At 72.4% G+C, this 26,085-nt stretch carries 5 protein-coding genes; 4 read left to right on the top strand and 1 reads right to left on the bottom strand.

Translation table 11 applies throughout. The features are described from left to right. Positions 1 to 31 precede the first annotated feature (31 nt). Positions 32 to 733: a tyrosine-protein phosphatase gene (locus AC5677_RS36655; protein WP_497192206.1), complete on the top strand. Its 702-nt coding sequence runs from the start codon at positions 32 to 34 to the stop codon at positions 731 to 733. A gap of 76 nt (positions 734 to 809) precedes the next feature. Here the strand turns inward: AC5677_RS36655 and AC5677_RS36650 are convergent, their stop codons facing one another. After that, positions 810 to 21,347, bottom strand: a complete 20,538-nt coding sequence (locus AC5677_RS36650) for a type I polyketide synthase (RefSeq protein ID WP_497192205.1) — start codon at positions 21,345 to 21,347, stop codon at positions 810 to 812. Between the two features lie 202 nt (positions 21,348 to 21,549). Here AC5677_RS36650 and AC5677_RS36645 point away from each other — a divergent pair, with 202 nt between their 5' ends. From AC5677_RS36645 to AC5677_RS36635, 3 genes are all read left to right on the top strand, one after another. Then, complete coding sequence (locus AC5677_RS36645) at positions 21,550 to 22,743, top strand: cytochrome P450 (protein WP_497192204.1); 1,194 nt, start codon at positions 21,550 to 21,552, stop codon at positions 22,741 to 22,743. 576 nt (positions 22,744 to 23,319) lie between these two features. Continuing rightward, positions 23,320 to 24,141 carry an HpcH/HpaI aldolase/citrate lyase family protein gene (locus AC5677_RS36640; RefSeq protein WP_497192203.1) on the top strand — a complete coding sequence of 274 codons (822 nt, stop codon included), beginning with the start codon at positions 23,320 to 23,322 and terminating at the stop codon, positions 24,139 to 24,141. A gap of 498 nt (positions 24,142 to 24,639) precedes the next feature. Next, the gene (locus tag AC5677_RS36635) at positions 24,640 to 26,076 is read left to right on the top strand and encodes an aminopeptidase P family protein (protein WP_497192202.1); all 1,437 of its coding nucleotides are present in this window, start codon (positions 24,640 to 24,642) and stop codon (positions 26,074 to 26,076) included. Positions 26,077 to 26,085: the final 9 nt, after the last annotated feature.

The following is a 26,085-nucleotide window of genomic DNA, read 5'->3' as shown; positions in this document are numbered from 1 at the left end:
TCCATACCATTTCGGGCCGTACGGTCCCGATATGAACTGCCATTCCACGGCGGCGGTGCTGACCGCCCGCCACATCGCCGAATCGTTCGTGGCCGCCGTATCGGCAGTGGGGGCCACCGTGCCCCTCGCCTCGGCCGCCTCACCTGCCGTGCGCAGGATTCCGTTCACCCACGCCACGGTCACCCAGCAGCGGGACGGCTCGTTCACCGTGTTCTGGAAGGCGCCCGGCGTCGATTCGGTGACCGTCTGCGCCGCCGGCCGGGCCGTGGCGCACGAAGGGGCCGAGGCCACCGTCACCGTACGCGGACTGCCCGCCGTCGACCGCCAGTGGTTCCGCCTCGTCCCCGACCGGGGCGCCCCGCTCACCCTCGCCGACCGCTCGCTGCACCTGGAGGGCACCGCCCACGTCCGCGACGTGGGCGGCTGCCGCACCGCCGACGGCCGGTGGGTGAAGATGGGCGTCCTGTACCGCACCAAAGACCTGCACGCGCTCACCGACGCCGACCGGGCCAAACTCCAGCGCCTCGGCATCCGTACGGACTTCGACCCGCGCATGCAGAGCGAGCGCATCAAGGCCACGGACCGCGTACCCGCGGGCGCGCGCTGCATCGTCGCCGATGCCGTCGATGAGGCCAAGGCCCCCTTCGCCACCTTCGACGCCTATCTGCGGAACGGGCTGGGCCTGAGCGGGAAGGACCTGAAGCGGCTGCGCGAGGCGCTGCTCGCCGGCTGACCGGCCCATCGGCACGAACGACGCCCCCCTCCCGGCACACAGCCGGAAGGGGGGCGCTGAGTTTCTGCCGCGCAGGTCAGGACAGGCCGAGTTCGTTGTCGAGGAGGTCGAAGACCTCCTCGTCGGAGGCGGACGCAAAGTCGAAGTCCTCGTCGGACGGGGCACCCTCGTGCCCGGCTGCCGCGGCCGTGTCCCGCAGGGCGTTCCACTTGGCCCTGAGGACTTCCAGGCGGCCGGCTATCTGCTCGTGCATCTCCTCCGTGATGTCGAGTCCGCCGAAGGCCTTCTCCATCCTTTCGAGTTCGCCCAGGAGCGCCTCTGGGCCGAAGGCCGGCTCGGGCGCGATCCGGGCATGGAGGTGGTCGACGAGTTCCGCAGGCGTCGGGTAGTCGAAGAGCAGGGTCGCCGGCAGGCGAATTCCGGTGAGGGCGCTCAGGCGGTTGCGGAGCTCCACCGCGGTGAGGGAGTCGAAGCCGAGGTCCAGGAAGGCGCGGTCCTGGTCGACTTCCGTGGCACCGGCGTGTCCGAGGACCCCCGCGATCTGGCCGCGTACGGCGTCCAGCACGACTTCGCGTCCTTCTGCCGCCGGCAGACCGGTCAGGCGCTGAGCGAAGGCGGCAGCGGTGTCGTCATCCGCCGCGGCCGCCGCCGTGCGTCGGCCCGGGGTACGGATCAGGCCGCGCAGCAGCGGCTGGGGCTCACCCTGTGCCCGTAGCGCCGCGAGGTCCAGGCGGACGGGGAGCGGCGCGGGCTCGTTGGTGCCGAGCGCGGCGTCGAACAGGGCCACGCCCTCCTCGACGGTCAGCGGTGGCATGCCTTGGCGTGCGATGCGCTGGAGGTCGGCGTCGGTGAGGGTGCCGGTCATGCCACCGTCCTGGGACCAGGGACCCCACGCCAGCGACACCGCCGCAAGACCCGCCGCCCGGCGATGGTGGGCCAGGGCATCCAAGAAGGCGTTGCCCGCTGCGTAGTTGGCCTGACCCGCACTACCGAAGGTACCTGCCACGGACGAGAACACCACGAACGCGTCCAGATCCAGATCCCTGGTCGCCTCGTGCAGGTTCCACGCCGCATCCACCTTCGGACGCAACACCGCCGACAGCCGCTCCGGCGTCAGCGACTCCACCACACCGTCATCCAGGACACCGGCCGTATGCACCACGGCCGTGGGCGCATGGCGAGCGATGAGGTCGGCCACCGCCACCGCATCGGTCACGTCGCATGCCTCGACGGCCACATCTGCACCACTACCCCGCAGCTCCGTCACCAGCTCCTCGGCCCCCTCGGCAGCGGGACCACGGCGGCTCACCAGCAGCACACTCCGCACCCCGTGCTCGGCCACCAAGTGCCGGGCGACCGTACGACCCAAGCCACCCGTGCCACCGGTGACCAGGACCGTGCCGGACGGATCCCAGTTCATCGTGTGCGGGGACTGCACCCGAACCAGCCGGGCCGCCAGCACCTCACCCCCACGCACCAGCAGTTCGGGCTCGTCGGTCGCGAGCGCACCTGGCACGAGCGCTACTTCAGCATCACCGTCCAAGTCCACCAGACCGAAGCGACCCGGGTGCTCCGACACCGCCGAACGCACCAGACCCCACACCGCCGCACCCGCCAGATCCCCACCGGACACCGCACCACGCGTCACGAACACCAGACGCGAAGCCGCAAACCGCTCATCGGCCAGCCACGACTGGACCAGGTCCAGCGCCCCTGCCGTGGCGGCATGGACGGACTCCACCGTTCCGGCGCCCTCGGCGGGCAGCGGGGCGAGCACGGTGTCGTGGGCGCCCGTCGCCGCGAGGTCGTCGAGGTCCGCGTGGGGCCGGAGGGAGAGTGCGTTGAGGGTACCCTCGGTGTCCTTGCCGAGCAGGGCGAGGGAGTTCGCGGGCCCGTCCGTGAGGTGGAGGGTGGTCCAGTCGACCTTGAAGAGGGCATCTCGGTCGCCGGTCTGCAACTGCCCGGCGGTGATCGGACGTGCGGTCAGGGACTGCACCGAGGCGACCGGCGCACCGGCGGTGTCCGCGATGGCGATCGACGCACCGCTTTCGGTGGGACGGATGCGTACCCTCACCTGGGAAGCGCCGGTGGCGTGGAGTGTCACTCCGTTCCAGGAGAAGGGGACGGCTCCTTCGTCCGTCCCCTCGCCGCCGAGGAGCGCTGCGTGCAACGCGGCGTCGAACAGTGCGGGGTGCAGGCCGTAGGCGTTGCCGTCCGTTCCTTCGGGGAGTTTGACCTCGGCGTAGATGTCCTCGCCGAGCTTCCAGGCCGCCCGCAGGCCCTGGAACACCGGGCCGTACGCGAATCCGGCGTCCGCGAACCGCTCGTAGCAGCCGGCCGCGTCCAATTGCTCGGCACCCTTCGGGGGCCATACCGCGGCATCGAACGGCACCGTCCCGGCGGCCGGCGTCAGGGTGCCGTTGGCGTGCGGCGTCCATGTGCCTTCGCCCTCACGTGCATGGACCGAGACCGGCCGGCGGCCGGCCTCATCGGGCTCGCCCACCCATACCTGTACCTGGATCGCGGCGCCCGACGCGGGCAGGACCAGTGGCGCGGCGAGCGTCAGTTCGTCCACCGCAGCGCAGCCCACCTCGTCGGCCGCGCGCAGCACCAGTTCCAGGAGAGCCGTGCCGGGCACCAGTACGGAGCCCAGCACCACGTGATCCCCCAGCCACGGGTGCGAGGTCAGGGACAGCCGCCCGGTGAACAGCATGCCACCCGATCCGGCAAGTTCCACGGCCGCGCCCAGCAACGGGTGCCCGGCCGAGCCGAGGCCCGCGGACCGCACATCGCCCGCACGCGCCGCCCCGCCCGACGGCCAGAACCGTTCGCGCTGGAACGCGTACGTCGGCAGGTCCACCCACCGCGCACCCGTGCCGGCGAAGGCGGCGGACCAGTCGACCGGGGTGCCGTGGGCGTGCAGTCGTGCCAGGGCCGTGAGCAGTACTGGTGCCTCGGGGCGGCTCTTGCGCAGTACGGGGGCCAGTACGGACTCGTCGGCGGCGGATTCGGCGGCGAGCGCGGAGAGGGCGCCGTCGGGGCCGAGCTCCAGGAACGCCGAGACGCCCTGCTCGCGGAGCGCGCCGACCCCGTCGGCGAACCGTACGGCCTCGCGTACGTGGCTGACCCAGTACTCGGCGGAGCACAGCTGTTCCGCGGTGGCGGGCCGGCCGGTGACGTTCGAGACCACGGGGATGCGCGGCACGGCGTAGGTCATGCCGTCGGCGACGGCCCGGAAGTCGGCCAGCATCGGTTCCATGAGCGGCGAGTGGAAGGCGTGCGAGACCCGCAGCCTGCTGGTCTTGCGCCCCTCACCCTCGAAGTGCGCCGCGAGGGCGAGTACCTCGTCCTCGGCGCCGGAGACCACGACCGACGAGGGGCCGTTGATCGCCGCGAGGGACACCTTCTGCGTGAGGTGCGGACGTACCTCGTCCTCTGTGGCCCGGATCGCCATCATCGCTCCGCCCGGCGGCAGTTGCTGCATCAGACGGCCTCGGGCCGCCACCAGGGCACAGGCGTCCGGGAGGGAGAAGACGCCCGCCACATGCGCCGCGGCGATTTCTCCGATGGAGTGCCCCAGCAGGTGGTCCGGACGTACGCCCCAGGACTCCAGCAGACGGAACAGGGCCACCTCGATGGCGAACAGACCCGTCTGGGTGTACGCGGTCTGGTTCAGCAGTTCCGCGTCCTCGCCCCAGATGACGTCTTGCAAGGGGCGGTCCAAGTGCTCGTTCAGGTGCGCGTCCAGGGCGGAGCACACCGCGTCGAAGGCCGCTGCGAAGGCCGGGTAGCGGTCGTACAACTCCCGGCCCATGCCGAGGCGTTGCGATCCCTGGCCCGAGAACAGGAAGGCCAGCTTGCCCGAGCGGGCTCGGTCCTGCGCTACGACGGCCGGCACCTCGGTGCGACCCTCGGCCAGGGCGGACAGCGAGTGCAGCAGGTCCGCTCGGTCCGCGGCGAGGATCACCGCGCGGTGCTGGAAGGCCGAGCGGCCCGTCGCGAGTGAGTGGGCGACATCCGTGATCCGCGGCCCCGGATCGCCGTCGAGACGGGACAGCAGTCGTGCTGCCTGCGCCCGCAGCGCCGATGCGCTCCGGCCGGACAGCAGTACCGGCACCGGCGTCCCGGAACCGGCCGGATCGTCCTCGGCGGCATCCGGCGCGGTGTCGGGCGTGATCGATTCCGTTTCGGCCGCGACCGGTTCGGGCTGCTCCAGGATGACGTGCGCGTTCGTCCCACTGATGCCGAAGGAGGAAACGCCCGCACGGCGCGGCCCCTCACCCTGCGGCCACTCGGCCTCAGCGGTCAGCAGCTCGACGGCACCGGCACTCCAGTCGACGTGCGACGACGGCTCGTCGACATGCAGCGTCCGCGGAAGGACACCGTGGTGCATCGCCAGCACCATTTTGATGACACCCGCAACACCCGAAGCCGCCTGCGCATGACCGATGTTGGACTTCACCGAACCCAGCAGCAACGGCCGGTCCGCCGACCGCTCCCGGCCATACGTGGCCAGCAGCGCCTGCGCCTCGATCGGGTCACCCAACGTCGTGCCCGTACCGTGCGCCTCCACCGCGTCCACATCAGCCGCCGACAGGCCCGCACTCGCCAGCGCCTGCCGAATCACCCGCTGCTGCGAAGGACCGTTCGGCGCCGTCAGACCATTGGACGCACCGTCCTGATTCACCGCACTGCCCCGCACGGTCGCCAGGATGCGGTGTCCGTTGCGGCGTGCGTCGGACAAGCGCTCCAGCACCAGGATTCCGGCGCCTTCGGCCCAGCCGACGCCGTCGGCGGCATCGGCGAACGCCTTGCAGCGGCCGTCCCCGGACAGTCCGCCCTGGCGGGAGAACTCCACGAAGGTCAGCGGTGTGGACATCACCGTCACACCGCCCGCGAGCGCCAGCGAGCACTCCCCCGAGCGCAGCGACTGTGCTGCCAGGTGCAGGGCGACCAGGGACGACGAGCACGCCGTGTCCACCGTGACCGCCGGACCCTCGAAACCGAAGGTGTACGAGACCCGGCCCGAGGCGACACTGCCTGCGCTGCCGCTGCCCTGGTAGCCCTCGAACTCGCGCCCGGAGAGCAGCGTCGAGTAGTCGTGGTACATCACGCCGGCGAAGACGCCCGTACGGCTGCCGCGCAGCGTGGCCGGGTCCATACCGGCGCGCTCCAGCGCCTCCCAGGTCGTCTCCAGCAGCAGCCGCTGCTGGGCGTCGGTCGTCAGTGCCTCCCGCGGACTCATCCCGAAGAACTCGGGGTCGAACTCCGCCGCGTCATGGAGGAATCCACCGGAGCGGGTGGCGATGGCGCCCTCCCGCTCGGGGTCATAGGTCTCGTCGATCTCCCAGCCTCGGTCGGTCGGGAAATCGGAGACGGCGTCCACGCCGTCCGCCACCAGCTGCCACAGGTCCTCCGGCGAGGCGACGCCGCCGGGGAAGCGGCAGCTCATGCCGACGATCACGACCGGATCGTCCGCCAGAGACGGCAGGGCGGACACCGGGAGGGGCGTCTTCGTCTCCGGCTCCGCGCCGAACAGCTCGTCCAGGAGGTGGCCCGCCAGGGCATCGGCGGTCGGGTAGTCGAATACGGTCGTTGCCGGGAGCCGCAGCCCGGTGGCCTTGCCCAGCAGGTTGCGGAGTTCGATCGCGGTCAGGGAGTCGAAGCCGAGGTCCTGGAAGGCCCGGTCGGGGGCGATCGTTTCCGGGCTCGCATGGCCCAGGACCGTCGCGATCTGGGCCCGTACGACATCGCGCAGCGCCTCGCGCCGCTCCGCCACGGACACCCCGGCAAGGCGCTGCACAATGCCGGATGCCGCGGCGGCGCCGGACCGGCGGGTCCTCGTCCGGATCAGGCCGCGCAGCAGCGGCTGGGGCTCGCCCTGTGCCCGCAGCGCCGCGAGGTCCAGACGGACGGGGAGCGGCGCGGGCTCATTGGTGCCGAGCGCGGCGTCGAACAGGGCCACGCCCTCCTCGACGGTCAGCGGTGGCATGCCCTGACGGGCGATGCGCTGAAGGTCGGCGTCGGTGAGGGTGCCGGTCATGCCACCGTCCTGGGACCAGGGGCCCCACGCCAGCGACACCGCCGCAAGACCTGCCGCCCGGCGATGGTGGGCCAGGGCATCAAGGAAGGCGTTGCCCGCCGCATAGTTGGCCTGACCGGGGCTGCCGATGGTGCCTGCCACGGACGAGAACACCACGAACGCGTCCAGATCCAGATCCCTGGTCGCCTCGTGCAGGTTCCACGCCGCATCCACCTTCGGACGCAACACCGCCGACAGCCGCTCCGGCGTCAGCGACTCCACCACACCGTCATCCAGGACACCGGCCGTATGCACCACCGCGCTGATCCGGTGCCGTGCCACCAGGTCGGCCACGGCGGCCGCGTCGGACACGTCGCATGCCTCGACGGCCACATCTGCACCACTACCCCGCAGCTCCGTCACCAGCTCCTCGGCCCCCTCGGCAGCGGGACCACGGCGGCTGACCAGCAGCACACTCCGCACCCCGTGTTCGACCACCAAGTGCCGGGCGACCGTACGACCCAGGCCACCCGTGCCACCGGTGACCAGCACCGTGCCGGACGGGTCCCAGTTCATCGTGTGCGGGGACTGCACCCGAACCAGCCGGGCCGCCAGCACCTCACCGCCACGCACCCGCAGTTCGGGCTCGTCGGTCGCGAGCGCACCTGGCACGAGCGCTACTTCAGCATCACCGTCCAAATCCACCAGGCCGAAGCGACCCGGGTGCTCCGACACCGCCGAGCGCACCAGGCCCCGGACGGCAGCCGCCGCGAGATCCGCGCCGGAGGCCGCCCCGCGGGTGACGAACACCAGGCGCGAGCCGGCGAACCGGTCGTCGGCCAGCCACGACTGCACCATCTCCAGCGCCCAGGCGGTCGCGGCGTGTACGGACTCCACCGTCCCACCGGTGCCGAACGGCGGCGCGACCAGGACCGTCCCGGGCACGGCCGCCGCGCCCTTCAGGGAATCCAGCTCCGCGGACGTGCGCAGCGGCGCGCCCTCCGGGCCGGTGCCCAGCTCGACGCGCTCGTCCGGGAGCGGTACGGGGACCCAGTCGGCCTTGAAGAGGGCGTCCCGGTCGGCGGCCGACAACTGCCCGGCCGCGAGCGGACGTACCACCAGCGACTCCACCGATGCGACCGGCGCACCGGACGTGTCCGCGATCGCGACCGACAGCGCGCCGCCGCCCGCTTCGCGGATGCGGACGCGGAGGTGCGAGGCGCCGGACGCGTGCAGGGACACTCCGGTCCAGGAGAACGGGACTCCGCCCGCTTCCGCGCCGCCCAGCGCCGACGCGTGCAGCGCGGCGTCGAAGAGCGCGGGATGCAGACCGTATGCGTCGCCGTCGGTGCTCTCGGGGAGCCGCACCTCGGCGTAGACGTCCCCACCGAGCTTCCAGGCCGCCCGCAGGCCGTGGAAGGCCGGGCCGTACGTGAGCCCGGCATCGGCGAGTGCGTCGTAGCAGTCCGCCACTTCCGCGGGCTCCGCACCCTTTGGCGGCCATACGGTGGCGTCGAAGGAGCTCGCTTCGGCGCCCGAGGTCACCGCACCACTGGCGTGCAGCGTCCATGGGCCCTCGCCCTCACGTGCATGGACCGAGACCGGCCGACGGCCCGCCTCATCGGGCTCGCCCGCCCATACCTGCACCTGGATCGCGGCGCCCGACGCGGGCAGCACCAGCGGTGCGGCGAGCGTCAGCTCCTCCAGGAGATCACAGCCGACCTCGTCGGCCGCCCGCAGTACCAGTTCCACCAGCGCCGTGCCGGGCACGAGGACGGAGCCCCGCACCACATGGTCCGCCAGCCACGGGTGCGCGGACACCGACAACCGGCCCGTGAACAACAGGCCTCCCGAGCCCGCCAGTTCCACGGCCGCGCCCAGCAGCGGATGCCCGGCCGAGCCGAGGCCCGCGGACCGCACATCGCCCGCGCGCGCCGCGCCGCCCGACGGCCAGAACCGCTCGTGCTGGAACGCGTAGGTCGGCAGATCCGCCCACCGTGCACCCGTTCCGGCGAACAGCAGCGTCCAGTCCACGTTCACACCCCGGACGTACAGCTGCGCCAGGGCATCCAGCAGCGCCGTCGCCTCGGGCCGGTCCTTGCGCAGTACGGGAGCGAGCACGGCGTCGTCCGGTGCCGACTCCCGGGCCATGGCCGACAGCACACCGTCCGGGCCGAGCTCCAGGAACCGCGTCACCCCTTCCGCCCGCAGCGCCTCGATCCCGTCCGCGAAACGCACTGCCTCGCGGACGTGCCGGACCCAGTAGTCGGCGTGGGCGAGCTGTTCGGGCTCGGCGAGGCGGCCCGTCAGGTTGGACACGACGGGGATCGTCGGCGTGCCGAAGGACAGCCGGGTCACCACCGCGCGGAATTCCTCCAGCATCGGCTCCATGAGCGGCGAGTGGAAGGCATGCGAGACCCGCAGCCTGCCGGTCTTGCGGCCCTCCCCCTCGAAGTGCGCCGCGAGGGCGAGTACCTCGTCCTCGGCGCCCGAGATCACGACCGACGACGGGCCGTTGATCGCCGCGAGCGAGACGCCGTCCACCAGATGCGGAAGGACCTCGTCCTCCGTCGCCCGGATCGCCATCATCGCTCCACCCGAAGGCAGTTGCTGCATCAGCCGGCCTCGGGCCGCCACCAGCGCACAGGCATCCGGGAGGGAGAAGACACCCGACACGTGGGCGGCGGCGACCTCACCGAGCGAATGCCCGGCCACGAAGTCCGGGCGTACGCCCCACGACTCCGCCAGTCGGTACAGCGCCACCTCGATCGCGAACAGCCCGGCCTGGGCGTACGCGGTCCGGTTCAGCAGCTCCGCGTCCTCACCCCAGACCACGTCCCGCAGGGGGCGGTCCAGGTGCTCGTCCAAGGCCGCGCACACGGCGTCGAAAGCCTCCGCGAACACCGGGTAGCGGCCGTACAACTCCCGTCCCATGCCCAGGCGTTGCGATCCCTGGCCCGAGAACAGGAACGCGGTCCTCCCCGGGCCGGACGAGCCCTCCGCCAGACCGGCGTCGGCCTCGCCCACCGCGAGTGCGGACAGGGCACGCACCAGTGCGTCGCGGTCCTGGCCCCACACCACCGCACGGTGGGCGAAGCTCGACCGCCCGGTCACCAGCGAGTGGCCGATGTCCCGCGCGGACAGCGCGGCACTGCCGGCGACCAGGGACAGCAGGCGTGCCGCCTGGCCGCGCAGGGCGGCTTCGCTCCGTCCGGAGAGCACCCATGCCGACGCGCCGGGCTCGGTCACCGGGGCGTCCGGTACGGCGTCGGCCGCGTCCGGTACGGGCTGCTCCAGGATCACATGCGCGTTCGTCCCACTGACGCCGAAGGAGGAAACGCCCGCACGGCGCGGCCCCTCGCCCTGCGGCCACTCGGCCTCAGCGGTCAGCAGCTCGACGGCGCCGGCGCTCCAGTCGACGTGCGACGACGGCTCGTCGACATGCAGCGTCCGCGGAAGGACACCGTGGTGCATCGCCAGCACCATCTTGATGACACCCGCCACACCCGAAGCCGCCTGCGCATGACCGATGTTGGACTTCACCGAACCCAGCAGCAACGGCCGGTCCGCCGACCGCTCCCGGCCATACGTGGCCAGCAGCGCCTGCGCCTCGATCGGGTCACCCAACGTCGTACCCGTACCGTGCGCCTCCACCGCGTCCACATCCGCCGCCGACAGTCCCGCACTCGCCAGCGCCTGCCGAATCACCCGCTGCTGCGACGGACCGTTCGGCGCCGTCAGACCATTGGACGCACCGTCCTGATTCACCGCACTCCCCCGCACGGTCGCAAGGATGCGGTGCCCGTTGCGCCGTGCGTCCGACAGACGCTCCAGTACGAGCATGCCGACGCCCTCGCCCCAGCCGACGCCGTCGGCCGCATCGGCGAACGCCTTGCAGCGGCCGTCCGCCGACAGCCCGCGTTGCCGCGAGAACTCGACGAAGGTCGTCGGTGTGGACATCACCGTCACACCGCCCGCAACCGCGAGCGAGCACTCCCCCGAGCGCAGCGACTGCGCCGCCCAGTGCAGGGCGACCAGGGACGACGAGCACGCCGTGTCCACCGTGACCGCCGGACCCTCGAAACCGAAGGTGTACGAGACCCGGCCCGAGGCGATGCTGGCCGCGCTGCCGTTGCTGCGGTAGCCCTCGAACTGGTCGCCGACGAGGAGGTCGCCGTAGTCGGTGTACATCACGCCCGCGAAGACACCCGTACGGCTGCCCCGCAGCGACACCGGGTCGATGCCCGTCCGCTCAATGGCCTCCCAGGTCGTCTCCAGCAGCAGCCGCTGCTGCGCGTCGGTCGCCAGCGCCTCGCGCGGACTCATCCCGAAGAACTCGGGGTCGAACTCCGCCGCCTCGTGGAGGAATCCGCCGGACCGGGTGTACGAGGTGCCGAGCGCCTCGGGATCGGGGTTGTAGAGGCTCTCCACGTCCCAGCCGCGGTCGGTGGGGAAGTCGGACACCGCATCCACGCCCTCCGACACCAGGCGCCACAGGTCCTCGGGCGAGCCGACGCCGCCCGGATAGCGGCAGCTCATGCCGACGATCACGACCGGATCGTCGGCCGCCCCCGCCGGTGACGCCACCGGCGCCGGCAGCTCGGCCTCCTCCTGCGCGCCGAACAGCTCGTCCAGCAGGAAGTCGACGAGCGCGTCCGCGGTGGGGTAGTCGAAGACGGCGGTGGCCGAAAGGCGCAGGCCGGTCGCGTTGTTGAGGCGGTTGCGGAGTTCGACCGCGGTCAGGGAGTCGAAGCCGAGGTCCTGGAAGACGCGGGTCGACTCGATCGTCTCCGGGCTCGCGTGGCCCAGGACGACCGCGATCTGGGCCCGGACCAGGTCCAGGAGCACCTCGCGCCGCTCCACCGTTCCGCGTCCGCTCAGTCGTCCCACCAGACCGGCCACCGCGGCCGAGCCGCCGACCGCGGAGCGCCGGGCGCGGGTCCTGATCAGGCCGCGCAGCAGCGGGGGCACTTCGCCCTGGTCGCGTAGGTACGCCAAGTCGAAGCGTACGGGGAGCAGTTGGGCGTCACCGGCTGCCAGCGCGGCGTCGAAGAGGGCCACGCCCTGCGCGGGGGTGAGTTCGGGCATGCCTTGGCGGGCGATGCGCCGGAGGTCGGCGTCGGTGAGGGTGCCCGTCATGCCACCGTCCTGGGACCAGGGGCCCCACGCCAGCGAGGTCGCGGGCAGACCCGCCGCCCGGCGGTGATGCGCCAGGGCGTCGAGGAAAGAGTTACCTGCCGCGTAGTTGGCCTGCCCGGGGCTGCCGATCGTGCCTGCGACGGACGAGAAGACCACGAACGCCTCCAGGTCCAGATGCTTGGTCGCCTCGTGCAGGTTCCAGGCCGCATCCACCTTCGGGCGCAGCACCGCCGACAGCCGCTCCGGCGTCAGCGACTCCACCACACCGTCGTCCAGAACACCGGCGGTATGCACCACCGCGCTGATCCGGTGCCGTGCCACCAGGTCGGCCACGGCGGCCGAGTCGGTGACATCACACGCCTCGACGGCCACTTCGGCCCCGCTGTGCCGCAGCTCCGTCACCAGCTCCTCGGCACCCTCGGCAGCGGGACCACGGCGGCTGACCAGCAGCAGGCTCCGCACCCCGTGTTCCGCCACCAAGTGCCGCGCCATCACACGGCCCAGACCACCCGTGCCACCGGTGATCAGGACCGTGCCGGACGGGTCCCAGCTCACCGCGCGCGAGGACTGCGCCCGAGCCAGCCGGGCCGCCAGCACCTCACCCCCACGCACCAGCAACTGCGGCTCATCCGACGCCAACGCCCTTGGTAGCAGCGCCAGTTCGGCATTGCCGTCCAGGTCCACCAGACCGAAGCGGCCCGGGTGCTCCGACACTGCCGAGCGCACCAGACCCCACACCGCCGCACCCGCCAGATCCGCACCGGACACCGCGCCACGCGTCACGAACACCAGACGCGAAGCCGCGAACCGCTCATCGGCCAGCCACGACTGGACCAGGTCCAGTGCCCGGACGGCCGTGGCGTGCGTAGCCGCCACCACATCGTCCGAAACCACATCGCCCGAAACCACATCGCCCGAAGCCGCATCGCCCGAAGCCGCATCGCCGGAACCGGCTTCCACCGGTACCAACACCGCACCCGGCACGCGACCGGACCGGGCCAGGGACGCCAGGTCCGGGTAGCTCTCGAACGGTGCGCCGGCCAGTGAGCCGAGCGTCGCCACGGTCTCCGCGGCCCCGGCCGGGGGCAGGCGTACGGGGTTCCAGTGCACGCGGAACAGCGCGTCGCGGCCCACCGGGTCCGCGTCGCCCGCCAACTGGTCGGCGGAGAGCGCCCGCAGGACGAGCGTGCCGATGGAGGCGACGGGTTCGCCGGTGGTGTCGGCGATGTCCACGGAGACCGTGTCGCCGCTGTGCCGGACGACCCGGACCCGTACGGCCGAGGCGCCGGTGGCCTGGAGCGCGACGTTCTCCCAGGAGAACGGCACGACGCCGCGGTCCACTCCGTTGAAGGCGACGACGTGCAGGGCGGCGTCGAGCAGCGCCGGATGGAGTCCGTACGCGGCTGCGTCGCCTTCGGCATCGGCAGGCAGGGCGACCTCGGCGAACACCTCGTCGCCTCGGCGCCAGGCGGCCCGCAGCCCCTGGAAGTGCGGACCGTAGTCGAATCCGCGGGCGGCGAAGTCCGGGTAGAGGTCGGCCAGTTCGACGGGCGCGGCTTCGGCGGGTGGCCAGGACTCGGCGTGGAAGTCGTAGCCGGGTGCGGCCGTTGACTCCCCTTCCGCGAGGACGCCGGTGGCGTGCTGGGTCCACGGGCGATCGCCGTCGCCCTCCGCCCTGGAGCGGGCGGTCAGGGTGCGGCGGCCGGACTCGTCGGCGGGGCCCACCCGCAGCTGGAGCTGTACGCCGCCGTGCTCGGGCAGGACGAGCGGGGCGGCCAGGGTCAGTTCGTCGACGCGGTCGCAGCCCACCTCGTCGGCGGCGCGGACGGCGAGTTCGGCGAAGGCCGCGCCCGGCAGCAGGACCGAGCCCATGACGACGTGCCCGGCCAGCCAGGGATGACTCTGGAGCGAGAGGCGGGTGGTGAACAACAGACCCTCGCCGTCCGGCAGTTCCACGGCGGCGCTCAGCAGCGGGTGCCCGGTCGCTTCGAGGCCGACGGCGCCCAGGTCACCGGTGCGGGTGTGGTCGGGGGTCGGCCAGAACCGCTGGTGCTGGAAGGCGTAGGTGGGCAGGTCGATGGCGTGCGCGTCGCGGCCGGCGAGGAACGTGGTCCAGTCGATCCCGGCGCCGTGCACGTGCAGTTGTGTCAGGGCCGCGAGGAGGGTCTCCGTCTCGGGGCGGTCCTTGCGCAGTACGGGAGTGCACACGGCTTCGTCCGGTGCCGACTCCCGGGCCATGGCCGACAGCACGCCGTCCGGGCCGAGTTCGAGGAACCGCGTGACTCCTTCCGCCGCGAGAGCCCGTATCCCGTCCGCGAAGCGCACCGCCGCGCGGACGTGGGTGACCCAGTACTCAGGGGTGCGCAGCTGCTCCGGGTGGGCGAGTTCGCCGGTGACGTTCGATACGACGGCCAGCTCCGGCTCGCCGTAGGACAGGCCCTCGGCGACGGCGCGGAAGTCGGCCAGCATCGGGTCCATGAGCGGCGAGTGGAAGGCGTGCGAGACCCGCAGCCTGCTGGTCTTGCGGCCCTCCCCCTCGAAGTGCGCCGCGAGGGTGCGCACGGCGTCCTCGGCGCCGGAGACGACGACCGACGACGGGCCGTTGACGGCCGCGATCGAGACGCCGTCCGCCAGGTGCGGGAGGACTTCGTCCTCCGTCGCCCGGATCGCCGCCATCGCGCCGCCGGCGGGCAGGGCCTGCATGAGCCGTCCGCGCGCCGCCACCAGCGCGCAGGCGTCGGCCAGCGAGAACACCCCGGCGACGTGTGCGGCGGCGATCTCGCCGACGGAGTGCCCGGCCACGTACTGCGGCCGTACTCCCCAGGACGCCACGAGCCGGAACAGGGCCACCTCGATGGCGAACAGCCCGGCCTGGGCGTAGGCGGTCCGGTTCAGCAGCTCCGCGTCCTCGCCCCAGACCACGTCCCGCAGGGGGCGGCCCTGGTGCTCGTTCAGGTGCGCGTCCAGGGCGGCGCAGACCGCGTCGAAGGCCTCCGCGAACGCCGGGTAGCGGCCGTACAACTCCCGGCCCATGCCGAGGCGTTGCGATCCCTGGCCGGAGAAGAGGACGGCGTCCCGGCCGGTGTGGGCGGTGCCGGTGTCCACGGCGGGGTCGGCCGCGCCCGCGGCCAGGGCGGTCAGGGCGCGCAGCGCGGCTTCGTGGTCGTCGGCGCGGACGGCCGCGCGGTGGGCGAAGGCCGTGCGGCGCGTCATCAGCGTGTACGCGGCGTCCGTGAGCCGGAGCGCGGGGTCGCGCTCCAGTTGGGTGTGCAGCCGGGCCGCCTGGGCGCGCAGGGCGCTCTCGCTCTTGGCGGAGAGCAGCAGCGGCGCCGTCCCGTCGGTGGCGGCGGGCGTGCCGTCGGGAGCGGTGGCGGGCGCTTCGGGCTCCGGGGCCGAGGGCAGTTCGGCGGGGGGCTGTTCCAGCACGACATGCGCGTTGGTGCCGCTGATGCCGAACGCGGAGACCGCGGCGCGGCGGGGGTGGCCGGTCTCGGGCCAGTCCGTGTGCTCGGTGACCAGCTCGACCGCGCCCGCGGTCCAGTCGACATGCCCGGTGGGCTCGTCGATGTGCAGGGTGCGCGGCAGCACGCCGTGCCGCATCGCCAGCACCATCTTCATCACGCCCGCCACACCGGCGGCGGCCTGGGTGTGCCCGAGGTTGGACTTCACCGCGCCGAGCAGCAGCGGCCGCTCCGGCGGCCGCTCCTGGCCGTAGGTGGCCAGCAGCGCCTGGGCCTCGATCGGGTCGCCGAGCGTGGTGCCCGTGCCGTGGGCCTCCACGGCGTCGACTTCGGAGGCGGCCACCTGGGCGTTGGCCAGTGCCTGCCGGATCACTCGCTGCTGGGAGGGGCCGCTGGGTGCGCTCAGTCCGTTGGACGCGCCGTCCTGGTTGACGGCCGAGCCGCGTACGACGGCGAGCACCTGGTGGCCGTTGCGGCGGGCGTTGCTGAGCCGTTCCACCAGCAGCAGACCGACGCCCTCGCTCCAGCCGGTGCCGTCGGCGGCCGTCGCGAACGGCTTGCAGCGGCCGTCGGGGGCCAGCCCGCGCTGCCGGGCGAACTCCACGAAGGAGGACGGGGTGGCCATCACCGTCACACCGCCCGCGACCGCCAGGGAGCACTCGCCTTGGCGCAGCGCCTGCGCGGCCATGTGCAGGGCCACCAGCGAGGAGGAGCACGCCGTGTCCACCGTGAGGGCCGGTCCCTCGAAGCCGAAGGTGTAGGAGACCCGGCCGGAGACGACGCTCATCGCATTGCCGGTGAGCCGGTGTCCGCCGGCTTCGTCCTGTGCCGTGTCCAGGACCGTGCCGTAGTCCTGGGTGTTGGTGCCCGCGAAGACGCCGGTGCTGCTGCCCCGCAGGGACTCCGGGTCGATCCCCGCCTGTTCGAGCACCTCCCAGGTGGTCTCCAGGAGCAGCCGTTGCTGCGGGTCCATGGCGAGGGCCTCGCGCGGCGAGATGCCGAAGAAGTCCGCGTCGAAGTCGGCCGCGCCGTCCAGGAAGCCGCCGCCGCGGGCGTAGCTGGTGCCCTGGTGGTCGGGGTCGGGGTGGTAGAGCCGGTCCAGGTCCCAGCCCCGGTCGGCGGGCATGGAGGTGATGGCGTCGCCGCCCTCGGCCAGCAGCCGCCACAGTGCCTCGGGTGAGTTCACGCCGCCGGGGAAGCGGCAGGCCATGCCGATGATCGCCACCGGTTCGTCGAGGGCGGCGGCCGACGCCCGCACGACCGTGGCGGGCCCTGCGGCGCCCAGGACTTCGGCGCGCACGTAGGCGGCGACCGCGACGGCGGTGGGGTGGTCGAACAGCAGGGTGGCGGGCAGCCGCAGGCCCGTCGCGGCGGCGAGCCGGTTGCGCAGTTCGACGGCCATCAGCGAGTCGAATCCCTGCTCGCGGAAGGCGCGTCGGGCATCGACGGTTTCCGGTGAGGGGTGTCCCAGTACCCTCGCGGTCTCTTCCCTCACCATGGTCAGGAGTGCCTGTTCCTGTTCGGCGGGCGGCAGTGCCCCGATCCGGTCGCGCAGGGGGGAGCGTTCCCGGCGCGGGCCGCTTGCGGGGCCGAGCGCGCGGCGTGCCTCGGGCAGGTCGCCGATGAGGGGGCTGGGGCGGACGGCGGTCAGGGCGGGGGCGTACGCGCTCCAGTCGATGTCGGCCACGGTCACGTGCGTCATGCCCTGGGCGAGGGCCTGGCGCAGGGCGGCGAGCGCGGGGGCCGCGGCCATGGCCGGCAGTCCGTCGCGGCTCATCCGGTCGGCGGCGTCGCTGTCGGTGGCCATGCCGCGGCCCGCCCAGGGTCCCCAGGACACGGACGTGGCCGGGAGCCCTTGCCCGAGGCGGTGTTCGGCGAGGGCGTCCAAGTAGGCGTTGGCGGCGGCGTAGTTGGCCTGTCCGGCGTTGCCCAGGACGCCGACGATCGAGGAGAACAGCACGAAGTGGTCCAGGTCGAGGTCCTGGGTGAGTTCGTGCAGGTTCTGTGCGGCCCGCGCCTTGGGGCGCAGTGCGGTCTCGAAGCGTTCGGGGGTGAGCGCGTCCAGTACGCCGTCGTCCAGTACGCCCGCGGCGTGGACGACGCCGGTCAGCGGCAGGTGCGGCGGGATGTCCGCGAGGACGGCCGCGAGAGCGTCGCGGTCGGCGGCGTCGCAGGCGGCGAGGGTGACCTTGATGCCCCGGTCGGTGAGGGCGGCCGCGAGTTCCGGCGCGCCGGGAGCTTGCGGGCCGCGGCGGCCGGTGAGCACGAGGTGTTCGGCTCCGGCGTCGGCCAGCCAGTGGGCGAGGTGTGCGCCGAGGGCACCGGTGCCGCCGGTGACCAGGACGGTGCCGTGGGTGCTCCACCGGGCACCGGTGTCGCCGCCGGGTGTGATCCGTTCCAGGCGGCGGGCGAAGACCCCGGCCGGGCGGATCGCCACCTGGTCTTCGTCCGATACGAGGGTGCTCAGCAGCGCGGAGACGGCCCGCCCGTCCAGGTTGTCGGGGAGGTCGATGAGCCCGCCCCAGCTCTGCGGGGACTCCAGGGCGGCCACGCGGCCCAGGCCCCATATCTGTGCCTGTAACGGGCTCTTGAGCGTCTCGTGCCGGTCGACGGCGACGGCGCCACGGGTCACGCACCACAGCGGTGCCTGGATGCCCGCACTCTCCAGGGCACGCAGCAGTGTGGTGGTGGCGGCCAAGCCGCGGGGTACGGAGGGCAGGTGCGGGTGGGGCCGCTCGTCGAGGGCGAGCAGACACAGCACGCCGTCGACGGGGGTGTCGGGCCGGGCGAGGGGTTCGGGGGTGTCGGGCAGTTCGCGTACGTCGGTGTGCAGGCCCTGGTCGCGCAGGGCGTCCAGGAGGCGGGCGGTCCAGGGCTCTTCGGTGGTGCCGTCGGGCAGGACGACGAGCCAGTGGCCGGTGGCGGCGGTGCCGTAGGAGGCGGTGCGCGGGGTCCAGTGGGTGCGGTAGCTCAAGCGGTCCGCGGCGGCCTGGGTGGTGCGCTGCCTGCGCCAGGAGGAGAGGGTGGGCAGGAGGCTGCCGAGGGAGTCCGCTTCACTGCCGTCGATGGCCAGGACGGCCGACAGCTCTTGGAGGTCCTCGCGTTCGACGGCCGCCCAGAATCCGGCCTCGCCCGCTTCGGCGGCGGCCGTCTCCCCCGCGTCGTGGTCGGCCGGGTCCAGCCAGTACCACTGGCGCTGGAAGGCGTAGGTGGGCAGTTCGGCGGTGGAGGTACCGGGCGCGCCCGGGAAGGCGGACCGGTCGACGGGGGCGCCGTGCACGAAGGCGGTGGCGACGCCCTCGGTGAGAGCGACGGCTTCGGGGCGGCCGGTGCGCAGCAGGGGGACGAGAACGGGCTCGTCGAGGGTGGTCAGACAGTCCTGGACCATGGGGGTGAGGACGCCGCCGGGGCCGATCTCCACGAAGGTGGTGACGCCCTCGGCTTCGAGGGTGCGCACGGCGGCGCAGAAGCGGACGGCTTCACGGACCTGCCGCACCCAGTAGTCGGGCGAGCGCAGTTCGTCTTCGGCGGCGAGCGCGCCGGTCACCGTGGACACGATGGGGATGCGGGGTGCGTGGAAGGTCAGACCGCGGGCGACGCGCCGGAAGTCCTCCAGCATGCCGTCCATGTGCGGGGAGTGGAAGGCGTGGCTGACCCGCAGCCGCTTGGTGCGGCGGCCCTGTGCCTCCCAGTGGGCCGCGATCTCGGTGACGGCCTGTTCGTCGCCCGAAATGACGGTGGAATCCGGTCCGTTGGCGGCGGCGAGGGCGACGTGGTCCTCATGGCCGGCGAGCTGGACGCGGATCTCCTCCTCGGTGGCCTGGATCGCCACCATGGCGCCGCCTGCGGGCAGCGCCTGCATGAGGGTGCCGCGCGCGGCGACCAGCCGTGCGGCGTCGTGGAGGGTCAGCACGCCGCTGACGTGAGCGGCGGTGACCTCGCCGATGGAGTGTCCGGCGACGAACCGGGGTGTCACGCCCCAGGATTCGACGAGCCGGAACAGGGCGGTTTCCAGGGCGAAGAGCGCGGCCTGGGTGTAGGCGGTCTGGTCGAGCAGGGCGGCCTCGGCGCTGCCTTCCTCGGCGAAGACGACGTCGCGCAGCGGCCGGTCCAGGTGCGGGTCGAGTGCGGCGCACACCGCGTCGAAGGCGGTGGCGAACTCGGGCTGCGTGGCGTGCAGTTCGCGACCCATGCCGAGTCGCTGGGAGCCCTGCCCGGCGAAGAGGAACGCGGTGGCGGCCTTGACGGCGACGCCGCTGACCAGGCCGGTGGCGGTGCGGCCCGCGGCGAGGGCGTCCAGGCCGCGCAGGAACTCCTCCCGGTCGCCCGCGACGAGTACCGCGCGGTGCTCCATGAGGGTCCGGGTGTCCGCGAGCGCGTGGGCGACGGCGGCCGGTTCGAGGCCGGCGCGGTCCCGTATGTGGCGGCCGAGGCGTTGGGCCTGGTCGCGCAGGGCCTCTTCGGTGCGGGCGGACAGGATCCAGGGCAGCGCGCCCGGCCGGGTGGCCGGTTCGGGGGCCGGTTCGGCCTCGGGGGCGGACTCGGCCTCGGGGGCGGGCGCCTGTTCCAGGATGATGTGGGCGTTGGTGCCGCTGATGCCGAAGGAGGAGACGGCGGCGCGGCGGGGCCGGCCGGCGCTCGGCCAGGGCTCGGGCTCCGCGAGGAGCCTGGCGTTGCCCTCGTTCCAGTCGACGTGCCCGGTGGGCGCGTCCAGGTGCAGGGTCCTGGGCAGGTGCCCGTGCCGCATCGCCAGGACCATTTTCATCACGCCGGCGATGCCGGCGGCGGCCTGGGTGTGCCCGATGTTGGACTTCATGGAGCCGATCAGCACGGGCCGGTCGGCGGGGCGCTGCTGCCCGTAGGTGGCCAGCAGGGCGTGTGCCTCGACGGGGTCGCCGAGGGTGGTGCCGGTGCCGTGCGCCTCCACGGCGTCGATGTCCGAGGCGGTGAGGCCGGCGCCGGTCAGCGCCTGGCGGATGACGCGTTGCTGCGAGGGGCCGTTGGGGGCGGTCAGGCCGTTGGACGCGCCGTCCTGGTTGACGGCCGAGCCCTTCAGCACGGCGAGGACGGGATGGCCGTTGCGTACCGCGTCACTGAGCCGCTCGACGAGCAGCAGTCCGACACCCTCACTCCAGCCGGTGCCGTCGGCGGCGGCCGCGAACGGCTTGCAGCGGCCGTCGGGAGCGAGGCCGCGCTGGCGGGAGAACTCCACGAACATCTGCGGCGTGGACATCACGGTCGCGCCGCCCACCAGGGCCATGGCGCACTCGTCGCGCCGCAGCGCGTGCATCGCCAGGTGCAGGGCGACCAGCGACGAGGAGCAGGCCGTGTCCACGGTCAGTGCGGGGCCTTCCAGACCCAGGACGTAGGAGATCCGGCCGGAGGCGATGCTGATGTGATTGCCGGTCAGCAAGTGCCCGCCGACCTCGTCGGCGCGCCGCCCGCCCTCGGCGTCATACCCTCCGTGCCCGGTGCCGACAAAGACACCGGTGCGGCTGCCCGCGAGGGATTCCGGGTCGATACCGGCCCGTTCGACGGCTTCCCACGCGGTCTCCAGCAGCAGCCGCTGCTGGGGGTCCATGGCGAGCGCCTCGCGCGGGGAGATCCCGAAGAAACCGGGGTCGAACTCGCCCGCGTCATGCAGGAATCCGCCCTCGCGCGCGTAGCTGGTGCCCTGGTGGGCCGGGTCGGAGTGGTAGAGCGCGTCCAGGTCCCAGCCGCGGTTGCGGGGGAAGGAGGAGATCGCGTCGACGCCGTCCCGCAGCAGCTCCCACAGCTCCTCGGGCGAACGGACGCCCCCGGGGAAGCGGCAGGCCATCGAGACGATCGCGAGGGGCTCCCGCTGCTTCGCCTCCGTCTCGTCCAATTGCTGACGGGTCTCGTGCAGGTCCGCGATCGCGCGCTTGAGGTACTCGCGCAGCTTCTCCTCGTTCGACATCAGGACGCCAATCGCTCGGGGGAATGCCGGACCTGGGGCACAGAGCGCCGACACGCACGTCCGACCGTTTCCCCGCCATCTTCCCCAAGGTCGACTGCGGGTTTCCCTAGTTGACGCTGCCCTCCCCGGTCGGCACGACCGCCACCGCGCGGCGAGCCATGTGTAGGGATTTCCCGGTCCCGAGGTAGCTAGCGTCACCCCTCACCCGTCACGTCACATCACGTCACATCACGAAGCACACGTAAGGGGCCTCCCGGTGACCGCTGCCTCCCACGACCTGCCCTGCCTCACCCTCGAACCGCCCAAGATGCTGGAGCTGAGCCCGCTGCTGCGCGCCTTGCAGGACCGGGGGCCGATCCACCGGGTGCGCACACCCGCCGGGGACGAGGCGTGGCTGGTGACCCGCCACGCCGAGCTCAAGCAGCTGCTGCACGACGAGCGCATCGGCCGCACCCACCCCGACCCGGCCTCCGCCGCGCGGTACGTACGCAGCCCGTTCCTGGACCTGCTGATCAGCGACACCGACGCCGAGGCCGGGCGTCGGCAGCACGCCGAGACCCGCCGCCTGCTCACACCGTTGTTCTCGGCCCGGCGCGTGCAGGAGATGAAGCCGAAGGTGGAGGAGGCCGCGAACACCCTGCTGGACTCATTCATCGCCCAGGGACCTCCCGGCGACCTGCACGGCGAGCTGACCGTGCCGTTCGCCCTGACGGTCCTCTGCGAGGTCATCGGAGTGCCGCCGCAGCGCCGTACGGAGCTGACCACACTGCTGGCGGGCATCGCCAAGCTGGACGACCGCGAGGGCGCCGCACGGGCACAGCGCGACCTGCTCGCGTACGTGGCCGGGCTGGTCGAGCACAAGCGTGCCGAGCCCGGCCCCGACATCATCTCCCGGCTGAACGACGGCGAGCTGCCCGAGGACCGCGTGGCACACCTGGCCATGGGGCTGCTGTTCGCCGGGCTGGACAGCGTCGCGAGCATCATGGACAACGGTGTGGTGCTGCTGGCCGCCCACCCCGGTCAGCGCGCGGCAGCACTGGCCGACCCCGACGTGATGACGCGTGCCGTGGAGGAAGTGCTGCGGACCGCCCGGGCCGGCGGGTCGGTCCTGCCGCCGCGCTACGCCAGCGAGGACATGGAATTCGGCGGGGTGACGATACGGACCGGTGACCTGGTCCTGTTCGACCTCGGCCTGCCCAACTTCGACGAGCGGGCGTTCACGGCGCCGGAGGAATTCGACGCCACAAGGGCCCCCAATCCGCATCTGTCCTTCGGCCACGGCATCTGGCACTGCATCGGCGCCCCCCTCGCGCGCCTGGAGCTCGGGACGATGTTCACCAAGCTGTTCACCCGTCTGCCGGAGCTGCGCCCGGAACTCCCGGTGGAGCAGCTGCGCCTGAAGGAGGGCCAGTTGTCGGGCGGCTTCGCCGAGCTGCGGATCACCTGGTAGGCCTGGCCTATCGGCCCCCACCGCCCCCGGAGCGGTGCAGTGTTCCTTGTTCCTCTCTACGGAAGCTGCCGAGAGCGAGTGGAGTGGGAGGGCAGTGGGAGGGGAGTGGGTCAGGACCCGGTGTGTGACAGGTGTGCGGGTGCTGCGGCCGTCCTGCGATGTCTGAGGTTGACGGCCGACGCCTTGGCCACTGCCACGGGGTTCAGGAAACGCAGCGGACCGATCAGGCGGGAGGCAAACCGATGCATGTGCCGCGCCGGCGACGCATCGCGCGCCGCCGCCGAAAACATCAGCCGCTCCAGGGGATTGAACGGACGGGCTTTGGCGAAGTCGGCGGGTCACCGGTCCTCGCGCTATGTTCCCGATGGCGCCGATGCTCGGCCCGGCGCGCCCGGGGCGCTGCCGACCGTACGGAATTGTGCAGCGCCGCCCTTCACCGAACATGATGGAGTCCTTGAGTCCTTGAGTCCTTGAGTCCTTGAGTCCTTGAGTCAGTCGTCGAGGAGAGGTCATGCAGATCACACCCACCGGAGCGATCCCGTACGAGCGCCTCGCGACGGCGGGGGTGACGTTCGGATGAGCATGTCCGTGAGCCGGCTCGAAACGGCCCGCAGCCTGTTGTTCGTGCCCGGGGACCGGCCGGACCGGTTCGACAAGGCCGTCGCCACCGGCGCGGACGTGGTCATCGTCGATCTGGAGGACGCGGTCGCGGCGCCGGACAAGCGTCGCGCGCGCGACCATGTCGCCGCCTGGCTCGGCGCGGGCAACAGCGCCCTGGTCCGGATCAACGCGCCCGGCACGCCCTGGTGTGACGACGATCTCGCGATGGCGTCCGGGTGCGGCATGCCCGTGATGGTGCCCAAGGCCGAGGACCCCTCCGTGCTCGCGGACCTGGCCTCCCGTACCGCCGGGGCGTCATCCCTGGTCCCGCTGATCCCGCTGGTCGAGACGGCGGCCGGGATCGAGCGGGCCGTGGAGGTGTGCGCCACCCCGGGTGCGGTACGCGTAGCCCTCGGCAACGTCGACCTCGCCGGGCAGCTCGGGGTCGCCCACGACGACCACGCGGCACTCGCGTATGCCCGTTCCCGGCTGGTCTCGGCATCGGCGGCGACGGGGCTGTGCGCTCCGGTCGACGGTGTCACCACCAGCGTGAAGGATCTCGACGCGCTCGCCGCGGACATCGCCCACGGGCGCCGGCTCGGCTTCACCGGGAAGCTGTGCATCCACCCCGCGCAGGTCGCCGTCGTGGCGGAGCGGTTCGCGCCGACCGCGAGCGAACGGGAGTGGGCCCGTGCCGTGGTCGCCGCGGGCGACTCCGTCACCGTGGTGGACGGGCACATGGTCGACAAGCCCCTGCTGGAGCGCGCCCGCCGGATCCTCGCCGCCACGGAGGGCTGACCGGCGCCGGCTCGGCGGCCGCGAGACCGGTGTCTGCTGTCGGTGCATCAGGTTGCTTGCCGGGTAAGGGACTTCGTCGACCCGCGGACGGCTGCCGGACAGCGGGGAGAACCTACTCGGGACGGCGCGGTCGGCCCATCGACAGATGACGTAAAAGCATCCCCGATTTTTCAGACATGTGTATGAAGTAGGGGTGCAGGGGGGTCTGCGAGAGTTCCATTTGCGGCAAGTGGCCGTGTCATCAAGGGGTTTGAGGGGGTCCCGTCAGGCACTGTCCAGCCCGTGCGGGCCTGCGCGGAAGCCGCGCATCGACCAGGCTCACCGCACGTCGCTGCCGTCGACTCGGCTCAAGGCATGTGCCCGGAATAGTGGTTGCCGGGGGCGAGTGCTTTTCCCTCAAGGGTCTCGAGGGTTTTTTCCGGTCGGTCGCCCACAGGGACGCCGGCTGTCTGCGATGGAGGAGGAACGTGCGTGACGGATTCGCTTCAGGAGGCCGTTGTGGCTGAGGAGTCGGATGAGAACAGGACGCGGAAGAACGGCCTGTACGCGGGCGTGAGCACCGAGCTCGCCGAGAACATGAAGCAGGGCTGGGCGGACACCGAACGCCGCGACCTCGAGCCCATCGCGCAAGCGGCGCACACCGCGCGCCGCCGGGCGGCGCTTTCCGCCCTGTTCCCCGGTGAGCGCCTGGTGATCCCCGCCGGCAACCCGAAGGCCCGCTCCAACGACACGGACTACCGATTCCGGCCGTCCTCCGACTACGTCTATCTGACGGGTGACCAGTCACAGGACGCCGTGCTGGTCCTGGAGCCCAGTCAGGACGGCGAGCACCAGGCGATCGCCTATCTGCTCCCCCGCTCCGACCGCGAGACCGGCGAGTTCTTCCTCGACTACCACGGTGAGCTCTGGGACGGCCGTCGCAACAGCCTCGCCGAGAACGAGCGGCTCCTCGGCCTGCCCTGCCGCGACGTCCGCACGCTGATCGAGCAACTCACCGCGGCCACCGGCCCGACCCGTCTGCTGCGCGGCTACGACGCGGCCGTCGAGGCCGCCCTGAACGACAAGGTGACCGCCGAGCGCGATACCGAGTTCCGTGTCGCACTCTCCGAAATGCGCCTGGTCAAGGACGAGTTCGAGATCGCCGACCTGCGCCACGCCTGCCAGGCCACCGCTCGTGGCTTCGAGGACGTGGTGCGTCTCCTCGGCACGGACACGCCGACCCTGGAGCGGGCCATCGAGGGCACGTTCTGGATGCGTGCGCGGATCGAGGGCAACGACGTCGGCTACACGTCGGTCTGCGCCGCGGGACCGCACGCCACGACGCTGCACTGGGTCCGCAACGACGGCGAGACCCGCCCGGGCGACCTGCTGCTGCTCGACGCCGGGGTGGAGAGCCGCAACCTCTACACCGCCGACGTCACCCGCACCCTGCCGGTCGACGGCCGCTTCACGCCGGTCCAGCGCAAGGTGTACGACGCGGTGTACGAGGCCCAGTCGGCCGGTATCGCCGCGGTCAGGCCCGGTGCCAAGTACCGGGACTTCCACCACGCCGCCCAGCGGGTGCTGACCGAGCACCTGGCCGCCTGGGGCCTGTTCGGCGACCGGTCGGTGGACGAGGCCTACGAGCTCGGGCTGTTCCGCCGCTGGACGCTGGCCGGCACGGGCCACATGATCGGCCTGGACGTGCACGACTGCGCGAAGGCCCGCACCGAGCTGTACGTGGACGGCACGCTGGAAGCGGGAATGGTGCTGACCGTCGAGCCGGGTCTGTACTTCCAGTCGGACGACCTGACCGTGCCCGAGGAGTTCCGCGGCATCGGTATCCGGATCGAGGACGACATCCTGGTCACCGACGAGGGCAATGAGAACCTCTCGGCCGACCTCCCCCGGGCCGCCGACGAGGTGGAAGCCTGGATGGGCCGGCTGCGGGGCTGACGACGGCTG

It is taken from the genome of Streptomyces sp. JLSY215 (assembly GCF_059682825.1).
The sequence above is the reverse complement of the archived record's forward strand: the minus strand, read 5'-3'. Positions and strand labels throughout refer to the sequence as shown.